General features: G+C 33.9%; 14 protein-coding genes. 6 read left to right on the top strand and 8 right to left on the bottom strand.

Annotated features, from left to right (window positions below):
- Nucleotides 1-130: 130 nt before the first annotated feature.
- From K7G76_RS02300 to K7G76_RS02290, 3 genes are all read right to left on the bottom strand, one after another.
- Nucleotides 131-1,168: an aldo/keto reductase gene (locus tag K7G76_RS02300; RefSeq protein ID WP_223032588.1), complete on the bottom strand. Its 1,038-nt coding sequence runs from the start codon at nucleotides 1,166-1,168 to the stop codon at nucleotides 131-133.
- An 89-nt stretch (nucleotides 1,169-1,257) separates the two neighbouring features.
- Nucleotides 1,258-2,217 carry an OmpA family protein gene (locus K7G76_RS02295; RefSeq protein ID WP_223032587.1) on the bottom strand — a complete coding sequence of 320 codons (960 nt, stop codon included), beginning with the start codon at nucleotides 2,215-2,217 and terminating at the stop codon, nucleotides 1,258-1,260.
- A gap of 10 nt (nucleotides 2,218-2,227) precedes the next feature.
- A complete protein-coding gene (locus K7G76_RS02290) occupies nucleotides 2,228-2,989 on the bottom strand; it encodes an exodeoxyribonuclease III (RefSeq protein WP_223032586.1) in 762 nt (253 codons plus the stop codon).
- A gap of 121 nt (nucleotides 2,990-3,110) precedes the next feature.
- Between K7G76_RS02290 and K7G76_RS02285 the strand changes: the two genes are divergently transcribed.
- The 4 genes from K7G76_RS02285 to K7G76_RS02270 all read left to right on the top strand — a co-directional run bounded on the left by K7G76_RS02285 (nucleotide 3,111) and on the right by K7G76_RS02270 (nucleotide 12,532).
- Nucleotides 3,111-6,542, top strand: coding sequence for a hypothetical protein (locus K7G76_RS02285; protein ID WP_223032585.1), 3,432 nt, complete (start codon nucleotides 3,111-3,113; stop codon nucleotides 6,540-6,542).
- 57 nt (nucleotides 6,543-6,599) lie between these two features.
- Nucleotides 6,600-6,989 (top strand): hypothetical protein, encoded by a 390-nt coding sequence (locus K7G76_RS02280; protein WP_223032584.1) that lies wholly within the window; start codon nucleotides 6,600-6,602, stop codon nucleotides 6,987-6,989.
- Nucleotides 6,990-7,057: 68 nt separating this feature from the next.
- Nucleotides 7,058-11,371 carry a CusA/CzcA family heavy metal efflux RND transporter gene (locus tag K7G76_RS02275; protein WP_223032583.1) on the top strand — a complete coding sequence of 1,438 codons (4,314 nt, stop codon included), beginning with the start codon at nucleotides 7,058-7,060 and terminating at the stop codon, nucleotides 11,369-11,371.
- Nucleotides 11,372-11,380: 9 nt separating this feature from the next.
- Nucleotides 11,381-12,532 carry an efflux RND transporter periplasmic adaptor subunit gene (locus K7G76_RS02270; protein WP_223032582.1) on the top strand — a complete coding sequence of 384 codons (1,152 nt, stop codon included), beginning with the start codon at nucleotides 11,381-11,383 and terminating at the stop codon, nucleotides 12,530-12,532.
- Nucleotides 12,533-12,635: 103 nt separating this feature from the next.
- Here K7G76_RS02270 and K7G76_RS02265 read toward each other — a convergent pair whose 3' ends face one another.
- Nucleotides 12,636-14,177, bottom strand: a complete 1,542-nt coding sequence (locus K7G76_RS02265; RefSeq protein WP_223032581.1) for a glycine--tRNA ligase — start codon at nucleotides 14,175-14,177, stop codon at nucleotides 12,636-12,638.
- 62 nt (nucleotides 14,178-14,239) lie between these two features.
- On the bottom strand, nucleotides 14,240-15,124 hold the full coding sequence (locus tag K7G76_RS02260; protein ID WP_223032580.1) for a hypothetical protein: 885 nt from the start codon (nucleotides 15,122-15,124) through the stop codon (nucleotides 14,240-14,242).
- A gap of 192 nt (nucleotides 15,125-15,316) precedes the next feature.
- Between K7G76_RS02260 and K7G76_RS02255 the strand changes: the two genes are divergently transcribed.
- The gene (locus K7G76_RS02255; protein WP_369412168.1) at nucleotides 15,317-15,958 is read left to right on the top strand and encodes a ComF family protein; all 642 of its coding nucleotides are present in this window, start codon (nucleotides 15,317-15,319) and stop codon (nucleotides 15,956-15,958) included.
- A gap of 55 nt (nucleotides 15,959-16,013) precedes the next feature.
- Nucleotides 16,014-17,618: an Ig-like domain-containing protein gene (locus tag K7G76_RS02250; protein ID WP_223032578.1), complete on the top strand. Its 1,605-nt coding sequence runs from the start codon at nucleotides 16,014-16,016 to the stop codon at nucleotides 17,616-17,618.
- On the opposite strand, the gene K7G76_RS02245 is transcribed toward K7G76_RS02250, so the two are convergent.
- The 3 genes from K7G76_RS02245 to K7G76_RS02235 all read right to left on the bottom strand — a co-directional run bounded on the left by K7G76_RS02245 (nucleotide 17,605) and on the right by K7G76_RS02235 (nucleotide 19,961).
- Entirely contained in the window at nucleotides 17,605-18,384 is a 780-nt protein-coding gene (locus K7G76_RS02245) for an amidohydrolase (protein ID WP_223032577.1), read from the bottom strand. The genes K7G76_RS02250 and K7G76_RS02245 overlap by 14 nt on opposite strands.
- A gap of 14 nt (nucleotides 18,385-18,398) precedes the next feature.
- A complete protein-coding gene (locus tag K7G76_RS02240; protein ID WP_223032576.1) occupies nucleotides 18,399-18,752 on the bottom strand; it encodes a hypothetical protein in 354 nt (117 codons plus the stop codon).
- 66 nt (nucleotides 18,753-18,818) lie between these two features.
- Complete coding sequence (locus tag K7G76_RS02235; RefSeq protein ID WP_223032575.1) at nucleotides 18,819-19,961, bottom strand: methionine aminotransferase; 1,143 nt, start codon at nucleotides 19,959-19,961, stop codon at nucleotides 18,819-18,821.
- Between the last annotated feature and the right edge of the window lie 73 nt (nucleotides 19,962-20,034).

Raw genomic sequence — 20,034 nt, 5'->3', positions numbered from 1 at the left:
AATTATAAAAAAACTCTGTTTACACTCTCTTAACACAAGCTTAATAGATTAAATACGATTTTCATCGTTAAACTGAATTAACAGAATTAACACCTATGCGATTCGTCGGATTTTATAACACTTCTTCTGATTACGGAGCAGGATTTGGAATTCTACTATGAACATCATTTATAGCATTAATAACCTCTTCTTTAAGTTCAATATCTATACTGCTTAAGTTTTCCTGTAATTGCTCCAAGGATGTTGCTCCAATAATATTGCTTGTAACAAAAGATTGTTGGTTTACAAAAGCCAAAGCCATTAGTGCTAGAGACATATTGTAGTGGTCCGCAATTTTCATATATTCTTTTGTGGCTTCAGTCGATTGTTCACTACTATACCTAGCAAACCTTGGAAATAATTTTAAACGCGCATTCTCTCCAACATGACCTGTAATATATTTACCCGACAGCACACCAAAAGCCATAGGGGAATAGGCCAATAAACCTATGCCTTCTCTAATGGCTATTTCTGCCATATCACCTTCAAAAACACGATTTAATAAAGAATACGCATTTTGAACAGTAATCATGCGTGGAAGGTTTTGTTGTTTAGATTCTTCTAGATAACGCATTGTGCCCCAAGCTTTTTCATTAGAAACACCAACGTGCCTTATTTTACCGGATTTGATTATAGTATCTAGGGTATTCAAAACCTCATTAAAATTATCAGACCATCTATCATCTGGATTATGCTTATAGTCTCGAACACCAAATGTATTTGTGTTTCGCTCTGGCCAATGTAATTGATATAAATCTATATAATCGGTTTGCAAGCGTTTTAAACTCTGGTTTACAGCATCGTTTATGGCCTCTTTACTAAATCCGTTGGTTCTAATATGAGCTGTATAATCCCCTGGCCCAGCTATTTTTGTAGCCAAAACTATTTTATCCCTATTGCCTGTTTTTTGAAACCAACTTCCAATAATTCTTTCGGTTTCTGCATAAGTTTCTGCTGTTGCTGGTACAGGATACAATTCTGCCGTGTCAAAAAAATTAACGCCTTTATCAAAAGCCAAATCCATTTGGGCATGACCTTCAGCTTCAGTATTCTGGTTTCCCCAAGTCATTGTACCTAAGCATATCTTACTAACTTTAATACTGGTATGTGGTAGTGTCGTGTATTTCATGATTTTAATTTTATTCCATAAAGATAAAAACCTTTCAGAACAACATCCATCCCGAAAGGTTTAAAACCAGTAAACAAGTTTTTTGCTAATTAAATCTCATTTAGAAGTTTTGAAATTTCATCTAATTTAGGTGTAAGAATCACTTCAATTCGCCTGTTTTTTGCTCTGCCTTCTGCAGTGTCATTGGATGCTATTGGTGCAAATTCACCTCGACCAGCAGCCGTAAGATTTTCAGGATTAATTGAGGGATTTTCACGTAATATATTAACGATAGCTGTTGCCCTTTTTGTTGACAAATCCCAGTTACCACTTAATTGCGAGTTGCCTTTGTAAGGCACATTATCGGTATGTCCTTCAATTAAAATGGCTATATCGGGATTATCGGCTAATACTGTTCCTAATTGTTTTACCGCTTGTCTTCCATTAGAACCAACAGCCCAACTACCAGATTCAAACAATAGCTTATTTTCCATTGACACATAAACTTTTCCATTACGCTGCTCAACAGTTAGACCTTTACCTTCAAAATCAGTTAATGCTCTCGAAATAGCATCTTTTAATTGATTCATGGCCGCATCTTTGGCTGCAATAACACTTTCTAATTCGGCTACACGATTAGATCGTGATTCTAATTCTTGTCTTAATTTCTCCAATCGTCCATTTTCTGCTTCCAAAGCTTGTTCTTTGGCTTCAAGTTGTGCTAATAATTCTCTGTTTTTTTGAACATTTTCAGCTATGGCTGCCGAACTATTAGCTTCAAGAGCGTCATAGGACGCTTTAAGATTATCTAAATTTGTTTTTGCTGCGTTATAGTCGTGCTGCAACTTGTCGCGCTCTGCTAGCGTCTTATCATATTCAGCCTGTAATTGCTCGAGTTGATTAAGTGCATCATTCTTTGCTTTTAAAAGCTCATCATTTTCAGCAAGTAATTCTCTATTTTGTTCTTTTAAATCGCCATATTTTGTTTCTAAATCTTTATAAACTTTTGGCGACACACATGCCGATAAAAGCATTGTCATTGCGACTACTGTAAGTGTTGTTCTTTTCATTTGTTTGCTATTAATTTTCTATTTCTAATAATATAGGGCAGTGATCACTATGTACTGCTTCCGTGAGTATAACGGCTCTTTTAATTTTTTCTTGTAAGGGTTGCGAAACCATGGCATAATCTAATCGCCAACCTTTGTTATTGGCTCTGGCATTTGCACGATAACTCCACCAGCTATATTCTTGGCGTTCTGGATGTAGGAACCTATAAGAATCTATAAATCCATTGTCTATAAACTTACCAAGCCACTCTCTTTCCTCAGGAAGAAATCCAGAGACACCTTTCATTTTTGGGTTATGGATATCAATTTCTTCATGACAAATATTATAATCACCACATATAATCAAGTTTGGCAATGTAGATTTTAATGTATTGGTGTAACTCTGAAACATATCCATGTAATCAAACTTGTGCTGTAATCTTAAATCGTTGGTGCCTGATGGCAAATACAAACTCATTACAGAAAACCCATCAAAATCTACACGCAGATTTCGACCTTCAGCATCCATGGACTCTATTCCTGTGCCAAATTCTATATGGTTTGGCTCTGTTTTGCTTAATATAGCCACACCGCTATATCCTTTCTTTTGCGCACTAAACCAATACGTATAATTATAACCTGCAGCGTGAAATAAGCTCAAATCCAATTGTTCTTCCATAGCTTTTATTTCTTGCAAACAAACCACATCTGGATCAGCTAATTTTAACCAATCTACAAACCCCTTATTAATTGCTGCTCGAATGCCGTTTACATTATAAGAAATGATTTTCATGTTTATATTTTAGAATTTTAGCTAAAGTAAATAATGCGTTACTTTTACACTATTAAATTAAATTGCTTTTAACAAAAACTATTAACAAAATAAATACCGTTTAAAGCAGTTTTAGTACAACATGAGAATTAAACTAACTGTTCTGTCCTTATTATTAGGGTTTTGTATGTATTCACAAAACCCTAAATCGAATTTTAGAAGCAAAACAGTAGCGGTTAATGATTCTATTGTTATTGATAGTGTAAGCATAAATTCCGGTTTCTTTTCTCTCAAAAAAAAAGATAGTTCGTTTATCGATACGAGTTTTTATGATGTAGATTTTGCAAAAGCTGTTTTATATTTAAAAAAGCCCATTACTGAAGATAGTTTAATTATTGATTATTTGGCGTACCCAGATTTTCTAACAAAAACATATAAACAACTAGACGATAAGGTTGTTTTAGCCAATACCAACAAACAACAATTATTGTACAAGCTATCGCAACCTAGTGAGAGCGATGAATACAAACCTTTTGATGGTCTTACAACCCAAGGAAGTATTTCTAGAGGTATTGTAGTTGGAAACAACCAAAACTCTGTTTTAAATAGTGAACTGGATTTGCGCATTACAGGTAAATTAAGCGAAAAAGTGTCCTTAAGAGCCTCTATTCAAGATGCCAATATTCCGCTTCAAGAAAGTGGATACTCGCAACGTTTGGATGAGTTTGATCAAGTGTTTATTGAATTGTTTAGTGAAAACTGGAAAATCCGTGCTGGTGATGTTGATTTAGTAAATACCAATTCGTTTTTTGGAAACTTTAGCAAACGTGTCCAAGGGCTTTCAATTAATGCTAAACTTAACCATCCCAATTCCACCACAAATTTATTTGCCGCAGGTGCCTTGGTGAGAGGACAATTTAACACCTCACAATTTACAGCGCAGGAAGGCAATCAAGGTCCTTATAAAATAACTGGCCCAAACGAGGAGCTTTATGTCTTAATAGTATCTGGCAGCGAAACCGTTTATGTAAACGGAGTTCCCCTAGAACGTGGTGAAAATAACGACTATATAATAGACTACAATGCTGGCGAAATTATTTTTAACCCAATATTTCCTATTACTTCCGAAATGCGTATTACGATAGACTATCAATATAGTGAGCGTTACTATTCCCGTTTAATTGTTTATGGTGGCGGTAACTATTCAGACGATAAGCTTAAGATAGGTGCTTCAATTTATAGTGAGAATGACTCAAAAAACAGTCCGTTATCCCAGAACCTATCACCAGAACAGGTTGAGATTTTGGCCCAAGCTGGTGACGATAAAAGTCTTATGGTTGCGCCATCAGCTACACCAGAAGCCTATAACGAAAATAGAGTTTTATATAAAAAAGAACTTATAAATGGTATTGAAGCTTTTGTGTTTTCAAACAATCCAAATGACGAACTATTTAGTGTTCAGTTTTCTTTGGTAGGTGATAATTTAGGAAATTATATTATTAGCGATATCGATGCTATTTCAACTATATATGAATATATTGAACCTATTGCCGGTATACCTCAAGGGAATTATGAGCCCATTATACAATTGGTTGCTCCAAATAAATTGCAATTAGCAATAGTAAACGGAAACTATAAGCCAACACAAAAAACGGATATTACATTTGAACTTGCCGGTAGCAAAAACGACCTCAATCTGTTCTCAAGTATTGATGACGATGATAACGATGGCTATGCCGGGAAATTTATAGTTAACCAAGCTATTATTAAATCGGATAGTTTATGGAATTTAAATGCACTTGTCGATACGGATTATATTAATGAAAACTTTAGAACTATTGAACGTATTTATAATGCTGAATTTAGTAGGGACTGGAACTTGAACACTACAAATGGCTCACAAAATGTTACAAATTTGGGTAATCAGGTTTTTATCACTTCGGGATTAAAAGCTTTTCATCCAAAAAAAGGACTTGTTTCCTATCAATTTGAATACTTAAATTACAGTAATAATTTTAATGGCAACAGACATATAGCTTTTGCCGATTTAGCCTTAAAACATTGGCAAGTGGCCAGTAATTCCAGTTTTCTAAATGCCGATTCAAATGAATCGACCTCAACTTTTTTACGCTCTTACAACCGTATAGCATATAGCTTTAATAAAGGCTGGACTGGGACACGATTGGCATTAGAAAGCAATGAGCAACGTGTTATTGAAACCGATTCCTTTACACCAATAAGTCAACGATTTAAATCGTATGAAATTTTTGCAGGTATTGGTGATAGCACCAAAGTTTTTGCCGAAGCAGGTTATAAATTTAGAGTAAATGATAGTTTGAGAGATGACCAATTAAAAAAAGTTAATACCTCTAACAATTATTATATCGATTCGCGTCTTATTCAAAACAGCAGAACCAATTTGTCGCTTTATGCCAATTATAGAACATTAAAAGACATAAACCCAAACCGTGATGAAAATTCACTGAATTCGCGTTTAATTTTTAGCCAACGCTTTGTTAAACAACTTATATTCTGGAATACCACTTACGAAACCAATTCCGGTACAGCACCACAACAAGAATTCACGTATTTGGAGGTAGAATCTGGACAAGGTGTTTATACATGGATTGACTATAACAATAATGGGATACAGGAACTGGAAGAGTTTGAAATTGCACAATTTCCAGATGAAGCCGATTATATACGTGTTTTACTTCCCAACCAGGTTTTTATTAAAACCCATCAAATACGTTTTAGTCAATTATTAACGCTTAATCCGCAACAATGGGCTAACGACGACAATGCCTTTAAAAAAGTGCTTTCGCATTTTCACAACCAAACTTCATATTTAATAGACAGCAAAGAAAGGCGTGATGGTAACGACTTTAACTTAAATCCGTTTAATATAAATGAAGCCAATCAATTAGCACTACAATATAATTTTAGAAATGTATTGTTTTTTAATCGTGGGAAACAGCGTTACACAACATCCTACACCTATTTAAGCAATAAGTCAAGAAATGTTCTATCTTTTGGATTTATTGAGAACAATTTGGTGAGTCATAAGTTGCAATTCAATCATAAGTTTGCCAAAAATTGGCTTATAAATTTGGAATCTAATTTTAATGAAAACGAGAGCTTAAGTGAAAATTATCCAAGTAAAAATTTCAATATTGAAGAGACTAATTTTTTCCCAAAGCTAACTTATCTGTTAAATGACAATACCAGTTTTGATGTGTTTTTCCAATACGCAAACAAAGAAAATACTATCGCTCAATTTGAAACTTTAAAGCAGCAAAAATATGGTGCCTCGTTTCGCTATGCTAATTTTCAAAAAATAGCTATTAGTGGCGAGTTTAATTATTTTTCAAATGATTTCTCTGGCGACACGAACACGGCAGTAGCTTACCAAATGATGGAAGGTTTGCAGCCAGGCAAAAACTATACATGGAATCTTATTGCCCAAAAGAAAATAACCAGTTTTTTAGATTTAAATCTATCTTATAACGGTAGAAAATCTGAAACCAGTAAAGTAATTCATACAGGAAACATACAGTTAAAGGCTTATTTTTAGGGCTTTGTAACTTTTGATACGTATTACTTTATGATTTTTTGTAATTTAGCAACATAGATGAGTAAGTTATTCGCCATAACATTTTCTTTTTTAATACTCTTTCAAAGTTTTAATTTAAGTTTTGAAGATGTGTCGCGTTTTAACGTACTTTTAGAACATGCCCAATATCATCAAGAGCAATATGGCGACTCGTTTTTTGAGTTTATTGCCGAGCATTATGGCGATAGTACTTACCACCCAAAAACAGAACATTCAGACCACGAGAAATTACCTTTTAAAGATCATCATAAAGCCTGCGTACATGCTAATGCCGTTTTTACAATTCACACATTGGATTACCAATTAATTTACGATCCCTTCATAGAAATTCCCTTTAATTTCTTTTATAAAGACTCTGTTTCTTTATTTGAAAAACCTTCTGTTTTTCAACCTCCCAAGTTAGCCTAATTCATTACTGATTTACACTTTTAAACTACAAGCTAACTTTAGCTTGTAAAACTCTTTATTAATGAATTATGTTAGAGCATATTATAAAATTTAGCTTAAAAAACAAGCTTATTATCTTTCTGTTTATTGCTTTTATTATAGGTTTCGGTATTTACTCCTTAACCCAAATATCCATAGGAGCCGTTCCAGACATTACCAATAACCAAGTACAGGTTATTACTACATCACGTAACTTGGCCACTCAAGATGTTGAGCAATTTATAACCTATCCTGTTGAATTGGAAATGGCCAATTTACCTGGCGTACAAGAAATTCGTTCGGTTTCAAAATTCGGCCTTTCGGTGGTTACCATAGTTTTTAATGACGATATGGGTACATACCTGCCGCGTCAACTAATAGCTGAAAAAATAAAATCGGCATCCGAAAAAATACCCGAAGATTTTGGTGCTCCTGAAATGGGCCCAATAACTACTGGACTAGGAGAAATTTACCAATATATTTTAGATGTAGAGCCCGAATTTAAAAATAAATACACTACTACCGATTTAAGGACTATTCAAGATTGGATAGTAAAACGTCAGTTATCGGGCATTCCCGGTGTTGTAGAAGTCAATACTTGGGGCGGTTTTTTAAAACAATACGAGGTTGCTATAAATCCACTGAAACTTCATGCCATGAATATTTCAGTATCTGAAATTTTTGATGCCTTAAAAAAAAACAATAGCGTGGCCGGTGGTGGCTATATTGAAAAAACCAACAAAGCTTATTTTATTCGTGGAGAAGGCTTAGTTACCACACTTAATGACATAGAAAACATTGTTGTAAAAAATGATGGTATCCCTATTTATGTTAAAGATATTGCCGAAGTTAACTTTGGCAGTGCCACAAGATTTGGCGCCATTACCGGGAATGGTGAAGGCGAAAAAGTTTTAGGCCAAGTCATGATGCTAAAAGACGGGAATTCCAAACAAATAATCGATGCCGTTAAAGAACGCGTAAATTCTATTCAAAACACACTTCCAGAAGGTGTTTATATAAATGGGTTTTTAGAACGAAGTGAACTCATTAACAAAACAACTTTTACAGTTTCTGAAAATTTAATACTCGGTTCGCTAATTGTCATTTTTGTCGTTGTACTATTACTAGGCAACTGGCGTTCTGGTTTGGTAGTAGCTTCAATTATTCCTTTAAGTTTACTATTCGCTATTTCACTTATGAACCTATTTGGTGTCGATGCCAATTTAATGAGCCTAGGTGCTATTGACTTCGGAATAATAATAGATGGCGCTGTAATTATTGTAGAGTTTATTGCCTTTCAAATAACATCCCAAATCTCTAAAATTTCAGCATTATCAAAAAAGGAGCAACAAGACGAGATTAACAGTATTACTCTAAAAAGCTCTTCAAAAATGATGAATTCGGCCATATTCGGACAGCTAATCATTCTTATTGTATTTATTCCAATATTATCATTAAGTGGTATTGAGGGGAAAATGTTTAGACCTATGGCCTTAACCTTCAGTTTTGCGCTAATGGGAGCTATGGTACTTTGTTTAACCTTCGTACCTGTAATATCATCGGCATTCTTAAAACCTAATAAGCCAAGCAGCAAAAATATTTCTGTTCTTTTGATTAAAAAGTTAAACCGTTGGTACGAGCCAACTATTGGTTGGGCATTATCAAACAAACGATTGGTAATAGGAGCATCAGCCCTTTTACTGTTTTCCAGTATTTGGCTATTTAATAAAATGGGAGGTGAGTTTGTACCAACACTTGATGAAGGTGACTTTGTTATTCAACCTGTTTTAAAAACAGGAACATCTTTAAGCAAGACTATTGAAATTACTACTAAAATTGAAAAAACGCTTCTAGATAATTTTCCAGAGGTTGACCAAGTAGTAAGTCGGATTGGAGCTGCCGAAGTACCTACAGATCCTATGTCAATGGAACAAAGTGATGTTATTATAAAACTAAAGCCTAAAAACCAATGGGTGTCAGCTACTTCTAAAGATGAGCTGGCCGATAAGTTTAAAGACGCTCTTGCTATTATTCCTGGAATGGAAGTTGAATTTACTCAACCCATAGAAATGCGCTTTAATGAACTTATAACAGGTGTTCGTGCCGATGTAGCTATAAAAATATTTGGTGAAGACTTAACCATTTTGGCCAATAAAGGCGAAGAAATAAAAGCCCTAATTCAAGATGTTGATGGTGCATCTGATATCATTCTTGAAAAAATTGAAGGATTACCCCAAATGAATGTAAAATACAACAGAGCTAAAATTGCTCGATATGGACTTAACATTTCAGACATCAACCAAATGATAACCATGGGATTTGCTGGCACTTCTGTTGGACAAGTGTTTGAAGGCGAAAAACGGTTTGATTTGGTTTTAAGGTTAAACAAAGCACAACGCAAAGATTTAGAGAGCCTTAAAAATCTTTATGTCGATACGCCAAACGGCACAAAAATTCCGCTGTCAGAATTGGCAGATATTAGCTATTCAACCGGGCCAGCACAAATTTCAAGAGACGATACCAAGCGTAGAATTGTTGTTGGAGTAAATGTTAGGAATCGAGACTTACAATCTGTAGTCCATGATATTCAAACTCTAATAGAATCTAACATTACGCTTCCAACAGGTTATAATATTACTTATGGTGGCCAATTTGAAAATCTACAAAGTGCCAAATCAAGATTACTTGTAGCTGTACCAATTGCCCTAGTATTAATTTTTATTCTACTTTATTTCGCTTTTAATTCTGTAAAAGATGCTTTAATGGTTTATTCGGCTATTCCTCTAGCAGCAGTTGGAGGCATAATGCTTTTGTGGTTGAGAGATCTGCCTTTTAGTATTTCAGCGGGCGTTGGTTTTATTGCATTGTTTGGGATTGCTGTGTTAAACGGTATTGTTCTCATTGAACACTTTAAGGAATTAAAAGCCCAAGGGGTTATAAATATTAATCAACGCATTAAACGTGGAGCAACAGAACGCTTAAGACCAGTAGTTTTAACAGCCGCTGCGGCTGCACTTGGGTTTTTACCAATGGCCGTTTCTACAAATTCAGGTGCTGAAGTCCAAAGACCTTTAGCCACGGTAGTCATAGGTGGATTAATAACAGCAACACTATTAACACTAATTGTGCTTCCTGTTCTTTATGCTTGGTTTGAAGAAAAAAAAGATGTTAAAATGAATAAAAAAAGAATAATAACATTAATCATCTTGCTTTTTTCAATAGGAATTCATGCCCAACAAAAACCTTTGAGCATTGACGAAACTATTAATCTGGCAATAGAGAAAAACGCTAGCTTAAAAGCAAGTTCACTTAAAGTTGATAAAGCCAACACCCTTATCGGAAGTGCTTTTAGCATTGACAAAACAGAACTTTATTATAGCCGAGACGAAAACAACCTAGCAATCAACAACGAGCCATTAAATGTATTTGGTGTTTCCCAAGGCTTTAAGTTTCCTACAGTTTATTTTGCTGATAAGAAAGTTAATGAAGCACAGTACCATATTGAAGCATCCAATTACAATATCCAAAAACTGGCTTTAAAACGAGATGTCTATTTGGCGTATTATGATTTAAGTTATGCCAAAAACAAATCGGATACCTATAGATTTTTAGATAGCCTATATAGTAATTTTGCAAAGGCCGCAAAACGGCGTTTCGAACTTGGTGAGACAAACTATTTAGAAATGATAACGGCTCAATCTAAGCACAAGCAATTAGAAACCTTATACAAACAATCGGTTCAGGAAATAAAACAGCAAACTGAACGTTTGCGAAAATTAGTTCAAACCGATAGCATAACCACTGTAAACGAACCTTTAATCCCTTTAGAATTGCAGCTTACTTCTACAGAAACCAATATTGGGCTTATAAAATTTGAGCAGTCAAAACTATATTTCGAAGCCATAAATCAAAAAGAAAAACAAGCGCTTTTGCCAGATTTAAATGTCGAATATTTTCAAGGCAGTAATAGTACTTTAAACACTAACCTGATTGGCTATCAATTGGGCATTAAGATCCCTCTGTTTTTTAGTGGTAATGCACATAAAATAAAAGCCTCAAAAATTGCTCAAGAAATTGTTGAAGAACAAAAGCAAGATTACGTATTAAAGTTAGATGCCGAATACCAATTGTTAATGGCTGAACTTCAAAAATATTTAGAAGAAATAAGCTATTATAATTCACAAGGAAAAGCTTTAGCTGAAGAAATTGTAAAAACAGCTGAACGTACATTTAAAGAAGGTGAAATAGATTTCTTTCAATATATACAAAGTATAGAAACAGCTAAAGAAATACAATTAAACTATTTAAAAAATCTGAATAGCTATAACCAAACCATAATAGCTATCAATTATTTAATTTTATAAAATAATACCATGAAAAACATATATATATACTTAATAATGGTTTTGGTTTTGGGATGTGGTAACAATGATAAATCAACCGAAACAAACACTAACCAGCCTGCTGTTCCCACTACCGATATTGAAGTTACAAAAGCCCAATTTAATTCAGAAAACATGGCTTTGGGCAATATCTCTGAACAACCCTTTAATGAGACAATTAAAACAAGTGGCATGATAGATGTACCACCACATAACAAGTCTAGCGTAAGTACGTTTATTGGTGGCTATATTACAAAAACGCCATTACTTGTTGGGGATGTTGTAAAGAAAGGACAGCTTTTGGTGACTTTAGAAAATCCTGAATTTGTGGAAATTCAACAAGAATATTTGGAAGTTTCTGAACAACTTCAATATTTAAAGTCAGAATACGATAGGCAAAAAACTTTGTATGATGAAAATATAAGCTCTCAGAAAAACTTTCTAAAGGCAGAGAGCACTTATAAAAGCTCTTTAGCTCATTATAACGGTTTGCACAAAAAACTTCAGATGATGAATATAAACCCATCGTCCGTTGAAGCAGGTAATTTAAGTTCATCCATAAATATTTACGCACCCATTTCAGGGCATGTTACGCGAGTAAATGTTAGTAACGGTACATATGTTTCGCCTTCAGACTCAATTCTTGAAATTATTGATATTGACCATATTCATTTAGAACTATCGGTTTATGAAAAAGATATCTTAAAGGTAAAAAAAGGGCAAACCATTAACTTTACCATCCCTGAAGCTACCCACAAAACATTTAAAGCCGATGTTCATTTAGTAGGCACAACTATTGACGAAACAACCAGGCGTGTTAAAGTACATGGCCACATTGACAATGAAGACACCAATTTTATTGTCGGCATGTTTACAGAAGCAGAAATTGTAATTGATACAGCAAAAAAATGGGCTTTACAAAAAGAGGCTTTAATGGAACTTGACAATAGTTTTTATGCCTTAATTCTTGAAAGCCAAACCGATTCTGAATATCATTTTGAAAAAGTAAAACTTGACATTGGAATGCAGACTGAAAATTTTGTTGAAATATTAAACAGCAACGATTTAAAAGACAAAACAATACTAGTCAAAGGTGGTTATATGCTTTTAGGAAATGGTTCTGATGGTGGACATAGCCATTAAAAACAATACAAATTTTATCACATAAAAAACTCCCAGGTAAATTACTTGGGAGTTTTAATATAAATCATTCTTGTAAAATTTGATGTTGTATAGTTAGAGCTGCTTACATGCGCATCAACCATTCCTTAACGTCAACCTCTTTTTTAATTATATCGCGTAAATCGTCTATCTTCACACGCTTTTGCTCCATGGTATCACGATGACGAATAGTAACTGAATTATCTTCTAATGTGTCATGATCAACCGTAATACAAAACGGGGTTCCGTTGGCATCTTGACGTCTGTAACGTTTTCCAACGGCATCTTTTTCGTCATAAAACACATTGAAATCCCACTTTAAATCGTCAACTATTTTCTTCGCTATTTCAGGCAAACCATCTTTTTTAACTAAAGGGAAAACAGCCGCTTTAAAAGGTGCTAAAACTGCTGGTAATTTCAATACTGTTCTGGTTGTATTGTTATCTAATTCCTCTTCTACCAAAGCATTAGAAAACACAGCTAAAAACATACGATCTAAACCAATAGAGGTCTCCAATACATAAGGTGTATAGCTAGCATTATCCTCGTGGTCAAAATATTGTAATTTCTTTCCAGAATATTCTTCATGTTGTTTTAAATCGAAATCGGTACGTGAGTGAATACCTTCCAATTCTTTAAATCCAAATGGGAATTTAAATTCTATATCTGTGGCTGCATCGGCATAATGCGCTAACTTCTCATGGTCGTGGAAACGGTAATTATCGTCTCCCATACCTAATGATTTATGCCATTTTAATCGGGTTTCTTTCCAGTATTCAAACCATTCTTTTTGGGTTCCTGGTTTAATAAAAAACTGCATTTCCATTTGTTCAAACTCACGCATTCTAAAGATGAACTGTCTGGCAACTATCTCATTTCTGAAGGCCTTACCTGTTTGCGCAATTCCAAACGGAATTTTCATACGACCCGTTTTTTGCACGTTCAAGAAATTAACAAAAATTCCTTGAGCGGTTTCAGGACGCAAATACAAATCCATTGCTGTATCTGCCGAAGCTCCAAGTTTGGTGCCAAACATCAAGTTAAACTGCTTAACATCTGTCCAGTTTTTACTACCTGATAAAGGGTCGGCAATTTCCAATTCTTCAATAAGCGCTTTTACATCAGCTAAATCTTCATTTTCCAATGATTTAGCCATTCGCGATAAAATAGTATCAATCTTCTCTTGATAGCCTAATACACGACCATTTGTTGAAACAAACTCGTCCTTATTAAAAGCTTCTCCAAAACGTTTAGCAGCTTTTGCGACTTCTTTATCAATTTTAGCTTCTAGTTTGGCACAATAATCTTCTATTAAAACATCAGCTCGGTAACGCTTTTTAGAGTCTTTATTATCAATTAATGGGTCATTAAACGCATCGACATGACCAGATGCTTTCCAAGTTGTTGGGTGCATAAAGATTGCTGCATCGATACCCACAATATTATCATGCATTTGCACCATAGCCTTCCACCAATAGTCGCGAATATTTTTTTTTAATTCTGCTCCATTTTGAGCATAATCGTAAACTGCACTTAATCCGTCGTAGATTTCACTACTCTGAAACACGTAACCATACTCCTTTGCATGAGAGATTACCTTTTTAAATTGATCGTCGTTATTTGCCATGCTGCAAAAATAAAAAACCGCTTCAACTAAATGAGCGGTTTTCTAAAAAATATATTGGTTAGTTAGTTTAGTTCTATTTTTGAAGTCCCTAGAATTTCATTGTCATGAAAAACAGAAATGATATAATTTCCTTTTTTAAGTGGCTCTTTAGAATTTACATTGATTTTAGTGCACACGTCTATATTGGAATTTCTATAATTTACAGATGTTTTTCCACTGTAAACCAACGATGTTTGTCCAAATTGAACAGCACCTCTATCTGAAATTACATTGTTGTTCTGATCTAAAATTTGAACATAAATATCTTTATTACCTTTAGGCGAAAAAGGATTTTCTTCCAATGTAAAGCAAACTTCTAAATTGTTGGCTTCTTCAGCATTGTTTGTCTCAATATCGTAATTTGATCTTGATGTAATTAGAGCTTTTGCCTGAATGTTATTAGCCGATAATGCCGTAAACTCTTTAACAACAATAGCCAACTTTTGGTTTTCTACAGTTAGTTGCTCTATCTGGTCTTTTTGCAAGGCAATGGTTTCAGAGGCTTTATCAGATTCTAATTGAAGTTTGGAATTTTCTTTTTTAATTGAATTTAATTTAGCAAGCACACCATTTTGGCTCTCTCTTAAAGCTCTCGCTTCTTGCTTATACTTCGTAATTAATGGAAGATTGGCTTTTACCAAATGTAAAGAATCTAGAAGAACATGAATTCTAGATTTTGAATGTCGTAACTGTAAGGCTATATCTTCGTTTTCAACACCTACTCCTTCATAAAGCGAAATCATTTCTGACAACTCCTGTTGCACAAGCTTAAATTCTTGTTCTGCAACAGCTTCTTGACTTTTGTATGTGTTGTAACTAGAAAAGCTAATTGACCCTAATACAACAATGGCTATTACCAAAGTACCAATAATTAATCTGTAGTTAAATAATTGAGGGTTAACTATCATAATTAATCTATTATCTCGCTAAACTAAAATTAAGATTGATTAAAATCACTTTTTATCGATGAAATGAAAAAAAATTTGTTGAAGTTCTCATAAAATTTCAATTGCATTTTACAGGCTTAAAAAACTGTAATATATTTATTACTAAATTATTAGAAAGTGCTTGAGTCGTTAACCAATTTATTTTTTCCAAAAGTGTGCTATACTTGTAGCCATTTATTAACAGATAATGAGCTATATATTTGCACCTCGTGCAGACATAAGTTACCAGTCACAGACTTTCATTTTAATGATGACGATACTGTTACACGTATTTTTTATGGCAGGGTCCCAATAAAACATGCCACTGCACTTTTACGGTTTGAAAAAAAAGGACTTACTCAAGCTTTAATACACAACTTGAAATACAAAGGTTTTGAAGAAATTGGCTTGTTTCTTGGCAATTGGTTAGGCTCTGAACTTAAAACCATTAAAAATTTCGAACAAGTAGATTTGGTAATTCCTGTACCACTACACAAAAAAAAGTTGCACAAAAGAGGCTATAATCAAGTTGCTTTATTTGCCCAGCAAATAGCAAAACATATTAGTGCAGTGTATGTTGATGATGTTTTAATTAAAACAACCGACACTGCTTCTCAAGTAAACAAAACAAGAATTTCGAGATGGTTTAATAATTCTGAAATATTTCAAGCTGTTAACACCCATAAAATTGAAAACAAACATATATTAATAGTAGATGATATTATTACAACAGGAGCAACTTTAGAAGCATGCTCCAATATATTATTAAACACAAAAAACGTTAAAATTAGCATTGCTACTATGGCAATAGCTTAATCTCTATTTTAATAATGCTAAATATATTGTTTCTTTGCACAAATAGAATACTAGAATGAACAAAAGCCTTTCAAATTTTATTTTTCTTTTAGTAGTTAGCATCGTTTTTTTTAACTGTGCCAATCGTGGAAAACCTGGTGGTGGAGCAAAAGATATAACACCTCCCGAAATTGTAAAGTCTGAACCAGAAAACTACAATTTAAATTTTAAAGGCAATGAAATTGAAATAACTTTTGATGAGTATATAAAAATTAAAAACTTACAAAAACAGCTTATTATTTCACCACCTATGGATCCGGCTCCAGAAATTACCCCTATGAGCTTGGCCAGTAAAACCATTCGTATTCGAATTAACGATACCCTTTCTCCAAACACAACTTACGCCTTTAATTTTGGCAATAGCATTGTAGATAATAATGAAGAAAATCCATTTCCGTATTACAAATATGTATTCTCTACTGGAGATTATATTGATTCCTTATCGGTTAGTGGTTATATTATTGATGCCGAGTTGCAAAAACCAGATAATTTTGTTTCTGTAATGTTATACGAAGTAGATTCTACTTTAAACGACTCTGTAGTTTTTAAAAAACAACCGCGATATATTACCAATACATTAGATAGTACAACAACATTTACTTTAGAAAATTTAAAAGCTGGAAAGTATATGTTAGTAGCCATGAAAGATGAAAACCAAGATTATAAATTTCAGCCAAGCACAGATAAAATAGGCTTTTATAAGTCTTACATTACGGTTCCAACAGATAGTGTTTATGAGTTGAAATTATTTAAAGAAACCCTAGACACCAAAATTATACGTCCGCGACTCATATCAGGTGAGAAAATTGCCTTTGGCTACCAAGGCGATTATGATTCTATTGCAATTAATATGCGCTCTAATGTTCCAGGTGATTTTGAATCACGTATTACAAAAGACCCTGAAGCAGATTCCTTATACTATTGGTATAAACCAAGGTTGGAAGTAGACTCCTTACTTTTTAATGTAACGGCAAAAAATTATACCGAAGATTTTACAGTTAAAATTAGCGAGCAACAACGGGATACTTTAGAAATATCTGCAAGCCCAACAGGCACACTAAATTTTAAAGATAATTTTAAAATGACCGGAACCGTACCGTTCTCAAAAATTGATACCGATAAAATTACCATTCTTAATGCCGATTCTCTAAAAGTTGATTTTCAAACAAAGCTGGACACATTATCCAATACTGTTGAAATTGCCTTTGAAAAACCAGAAAGCGAACGCTTTAATATTGAAATATTACCTGAAGCTTTCGAAGATTTTTTTGGGGACACAAACGACACTTTAAATTATAAGCTATCTACTAAAACCTATGCCGATTATGGTAATGTTCGTGTAACATTGCAAAACGCTGTATACCCTATGATTGTGCAACTCACCAATGACAAAGGAGAAGTGAAAGCCGAAATTTATACTACAAAACCTGAACCAATTGATTTTAGACATATAGAATCTGGTGATTATTATATGCGTGCCATTTTTGATTCTAACGGTAATGGCAAATTTGACTCTGGAAATTACCTAAAGAAACAACAACCAGAACGTGTAAGTCATTATCCAGACAAACTGGAAGTGCGATCAAATTTTGATTCTATTTACGAATTTATTCTATTGTAAAGCTGTCTTTATCGTTTAAAAATTTCAACTTATTTCGGTAGTATTCAATATGTTTTTTCTCTAATGTAACGATTTCAATTTGTTCTTTGTTTGGCCTCAAAGGTGTAATATTATTACCTAAAACATCATAAACTGCCGAGTGACCGCAATACTCATTTTGCTTTTCATCTGTCCCTATTCGGTTAACACCTATGCAATAGCACATATTTTCAATAGCTCGCGCTTTAAGCAAAGCGTCCCAGGCAGCAATTCTTGGTTTAGGCCAATTGGCAACATAAATAACCGCATCATAATCTGCCGTGTTTCTTGACCAAACTGGAAAACGCAAATCATAACAAATCAGTGGACAAATCTTCCAGCCTTTGTATTCAATAATTACTTTTTGGTTGCCAGTAGCAAATACTTTGTCTTCACCTGCCAAAGAAAATGCATGCCGTTTATCATATGTCGTTATATTACCATCTGGAAAAGCAAAAATCAAACGGTTATAAAAGTTATCCTCTTCCTTAATAATTATACTACCAGTAATAGCAACATTAAATTCTTGAGCGCAATCAATCATCCAAGTAACAGATTTTCCATCCATGGCTTCGGCAACTGCTTCCGCATTCATGGTAAAACCTGTTGTGAACATTTCAGGGAGAATAATTAAGTCAACATCTTGAGATAAGGTTTCAAATTTCGTTTTGAAATGCTTTCTGTTAGCTTTGGGGTCCTCCCAAACCAAATCGGTTTGTATGAAGGCAATTTTTAGTTGGTTTTGCATATTTAGATAAAGTCTTAAGCTCGTTTAAATTTCTTTTCTGCTTTTATAATATCTTCATTTAGCCTATCCAGTTTCTGTAACCACCTTTCTTCTGTTTTAGGCTCTAATGTTCCTTTATTTTTAAGCGTTTCATATTTGATATTTGCTTTTTGGTACTTGTTCTTTGCCTTTTCTAAATCTTTTCGAGACTTCTCTTTATTTTTATGCTCCTTTTCAGCTTTTTTGTGCTTTTTTTCAGCACGCTTCATGTCTCTTTCGGCCTTTTTATGCTCTTTATGAATAGCCTTGGTCTCTTTTTCGGTCATCTCTTGTGCCGATAGATTGAAACTAATAAGCAAAAGCCCTAAAAACAAAACAACTCGTTTCATTGTACTTATAAATTTATGTGTTAATATAAAACTTTAGACACATTAAATCATGAATAGTAACAATATTTATATGTTATTTAATATTCTTGCAGCTTGCACTAAAGTTTCGGTCGTTTTTGCAAAACAAAACCGTAGGACTTTATCATCCTTTCCAGCTTCATTAAACACAGACATTGGAATAGATGCTATCTTGTTTTCAATAGTTAATTTTTTGGCAAAATTGACATCATGTTCATCAGTGATTTCAGAAAAATCAAGCACCTGGAAGTATGTGCCTTGTGAAGGGTTTATTTTAAATCTAGAATCTTTAATCAAGCTTAAAAAATAGTCTCGTTTTTCTTGGTAAAAATTAGGTAAATCCAAATAATGGCTAGGTTCTTCCAAATAATCTGCCAATCCTTTTTGCATAGGATGGTTTACGGCAAACACATTAAACTGATGCACTTTTTTAAATTCATCCATCAACTCTTTTGGTGCACAACAATAACCCATTTTCCAGCCTGTGTTGTGAAAGGTTTTTCCAAAGGAAGCCACCACAAAACTGCGTGATTTTAAATCTGGAAACAAGCATGCGCTCTGATGTTTCAAACCATCAAAAATAATATGTTCATAGACCTCATCGCTTAACACCATAATATCAGTGTGTTGCGTCAGTTCCTGAAGTTTGAGCATATCGGTTTCAGACAATACAGTTCCACTAGGATTGTGTGGTGTGTTAATTATTATGAGTTTCGTTTTACTGGAAATCGTTTTTTTAACCAAATCCCAATCCACTTGATAGTTTGGTGCGTTTAATTGAATTGGCTTCACAATCCCACCAAAAAGTTTAATCGACGGTTCATAACAATCATAAGCTGGTTTAAAAATAATAACCTCATCATCCTGCTTTATGAAAGTTGAAATTATTGTGAATATAGCCTGGGTAGCACCAGCTGTAACGGTAATTTCCGTTTCTGGGTGATAACTGGTTTGATAAAGTCGTTCAAATTTCTTGGCAATAGCTTGGCGCAATTGCAAATTTCCAGACATGGGTGCATATTGATTATAGCCCGAATTCATGGCCTTGCTCACCAAGTCAATCAATTTTTGATCACTTTTAAAATTGGGAAAACCTTGAGATAAATTAATGGCATCGTATTCATTCGCTAATGTACTCATCACCGAAAAAATAGTTGTACCAACATGTGGCAGTTTCGAAATATGTCTCATAAAGGTAAAGGTAATAACTTCTACATACTATTTTATTACAAGAACTTATTATCTTTGAAGGATTAAAATTTTT

This window comes from Hanstruepera marina (genome assembly GCF_019880635.1).
In the GTDB taxonomy this organism is placed as follows: Bacteria; Bacteroidota; Bacteroidia; order Flavobacteriales; family Flavobacteriaceae; genus Hanstruepera; species Hanstruepera marina.
The sequence above is the reverse complement of the archived record's forward strand: the minus strand, read 5'-3'. Positions and strand labels throughout refer to the sequence as shown.

Excerpts from the sequence above, each read along its gene's own strand:
- K7G76_RS02275 (WP_223032583.1), top strand. The coding sequence starts at position 7,058 with ATGTTAGAGCATATTATAAAATTTAGCTTAAAAAACAAGCTTATTATC.
- K7G76_RS02245 (WP_223032577.1), bottom strand. The coding sequence starts at position 18,384 with ATGCAAAACCAACTAAAAATTGCCTTCATACAAACCGATTTGGTTTGG.
- K7G76_RS02250 (WP_223032578.1), top strand. The coding sequence starts at position 16,014 with ATGAACAAAAGCCTTTCAAATTTTATTTTTCTTTTAGTAGTTAGCATC.
- K7G76_RS02270 (WP_223032582.1), top strand. The coding sequence starts at position 11,381 with ATGAAAAACATATATATATACTTAATAATGGTTTTGGTTTTGGGATGT.
- K7G76_RS02285 (WP_223032585.1), top strand. The coding sequence starts at position 3,111 with ATGAGAATTAAACTAACTGTTCTGTCCTTATTATTAGGGTTTTGTATG.
- K7G76_RS02300 (WP_223032588.1), bottom strand. The coding sequence starts at position 1,168 with ATGAAATACACGACACTACCACATACCAGTATTAAAGTTAGTAAGATA.
- K7G76_RS02235 (WP_223032575.1), bottom strand. The coding sequence starts at position 19,961 with ATGAGACATATTTCGAAACTGCCACATGTTGGTACAACTATTTTTTCG.
- K7G76_RS02265 (WP_223032581.1), bottom strand. The coding sequence starts at position 14,177 with ATGGCAAATAACGACGATCAATTTAAAAAGGTAATCTCTCATGCAAAG.
- K7G76_RS02290 (WP_223032586.1), bottom strand. The coding sequence starts at position 2,989 with ATGAAAATCATTTCTTATAATGTAAACGGCATTCGAGCAGCAATTAAT.
- K7G76_RS02295 (WP_223032587.1), bottom strand. The coding sequence starts at position 2,217 with ATGAAAAGAACAACACTTACAGTAGTCGCAATGACAATGCTTTTATCG.
- K7G76_RS02260 (WP_223032580.1), bottom strand. The coding sequence starts at position 15,124 with ATGATAGTTAACCCTCAATTATTTAACTACAGATTAATTATTGGTACT.
- K7G76_RS02280 (WP_223032584.1), top strand. The coding sequence starts at position 6,600 with ATGAGTAAGTTATTCGCCATAACATTTTCTTTTTTAATACTCTTTCAA.
- K7G76_RS02240 (WP_223032576.1), bottom strand. The coding sequence starts at position 18,752 with ATGAAACGAGTTGTTTTGTTTTTAGGGCTTTTGCTTATTAGTTTCAAT.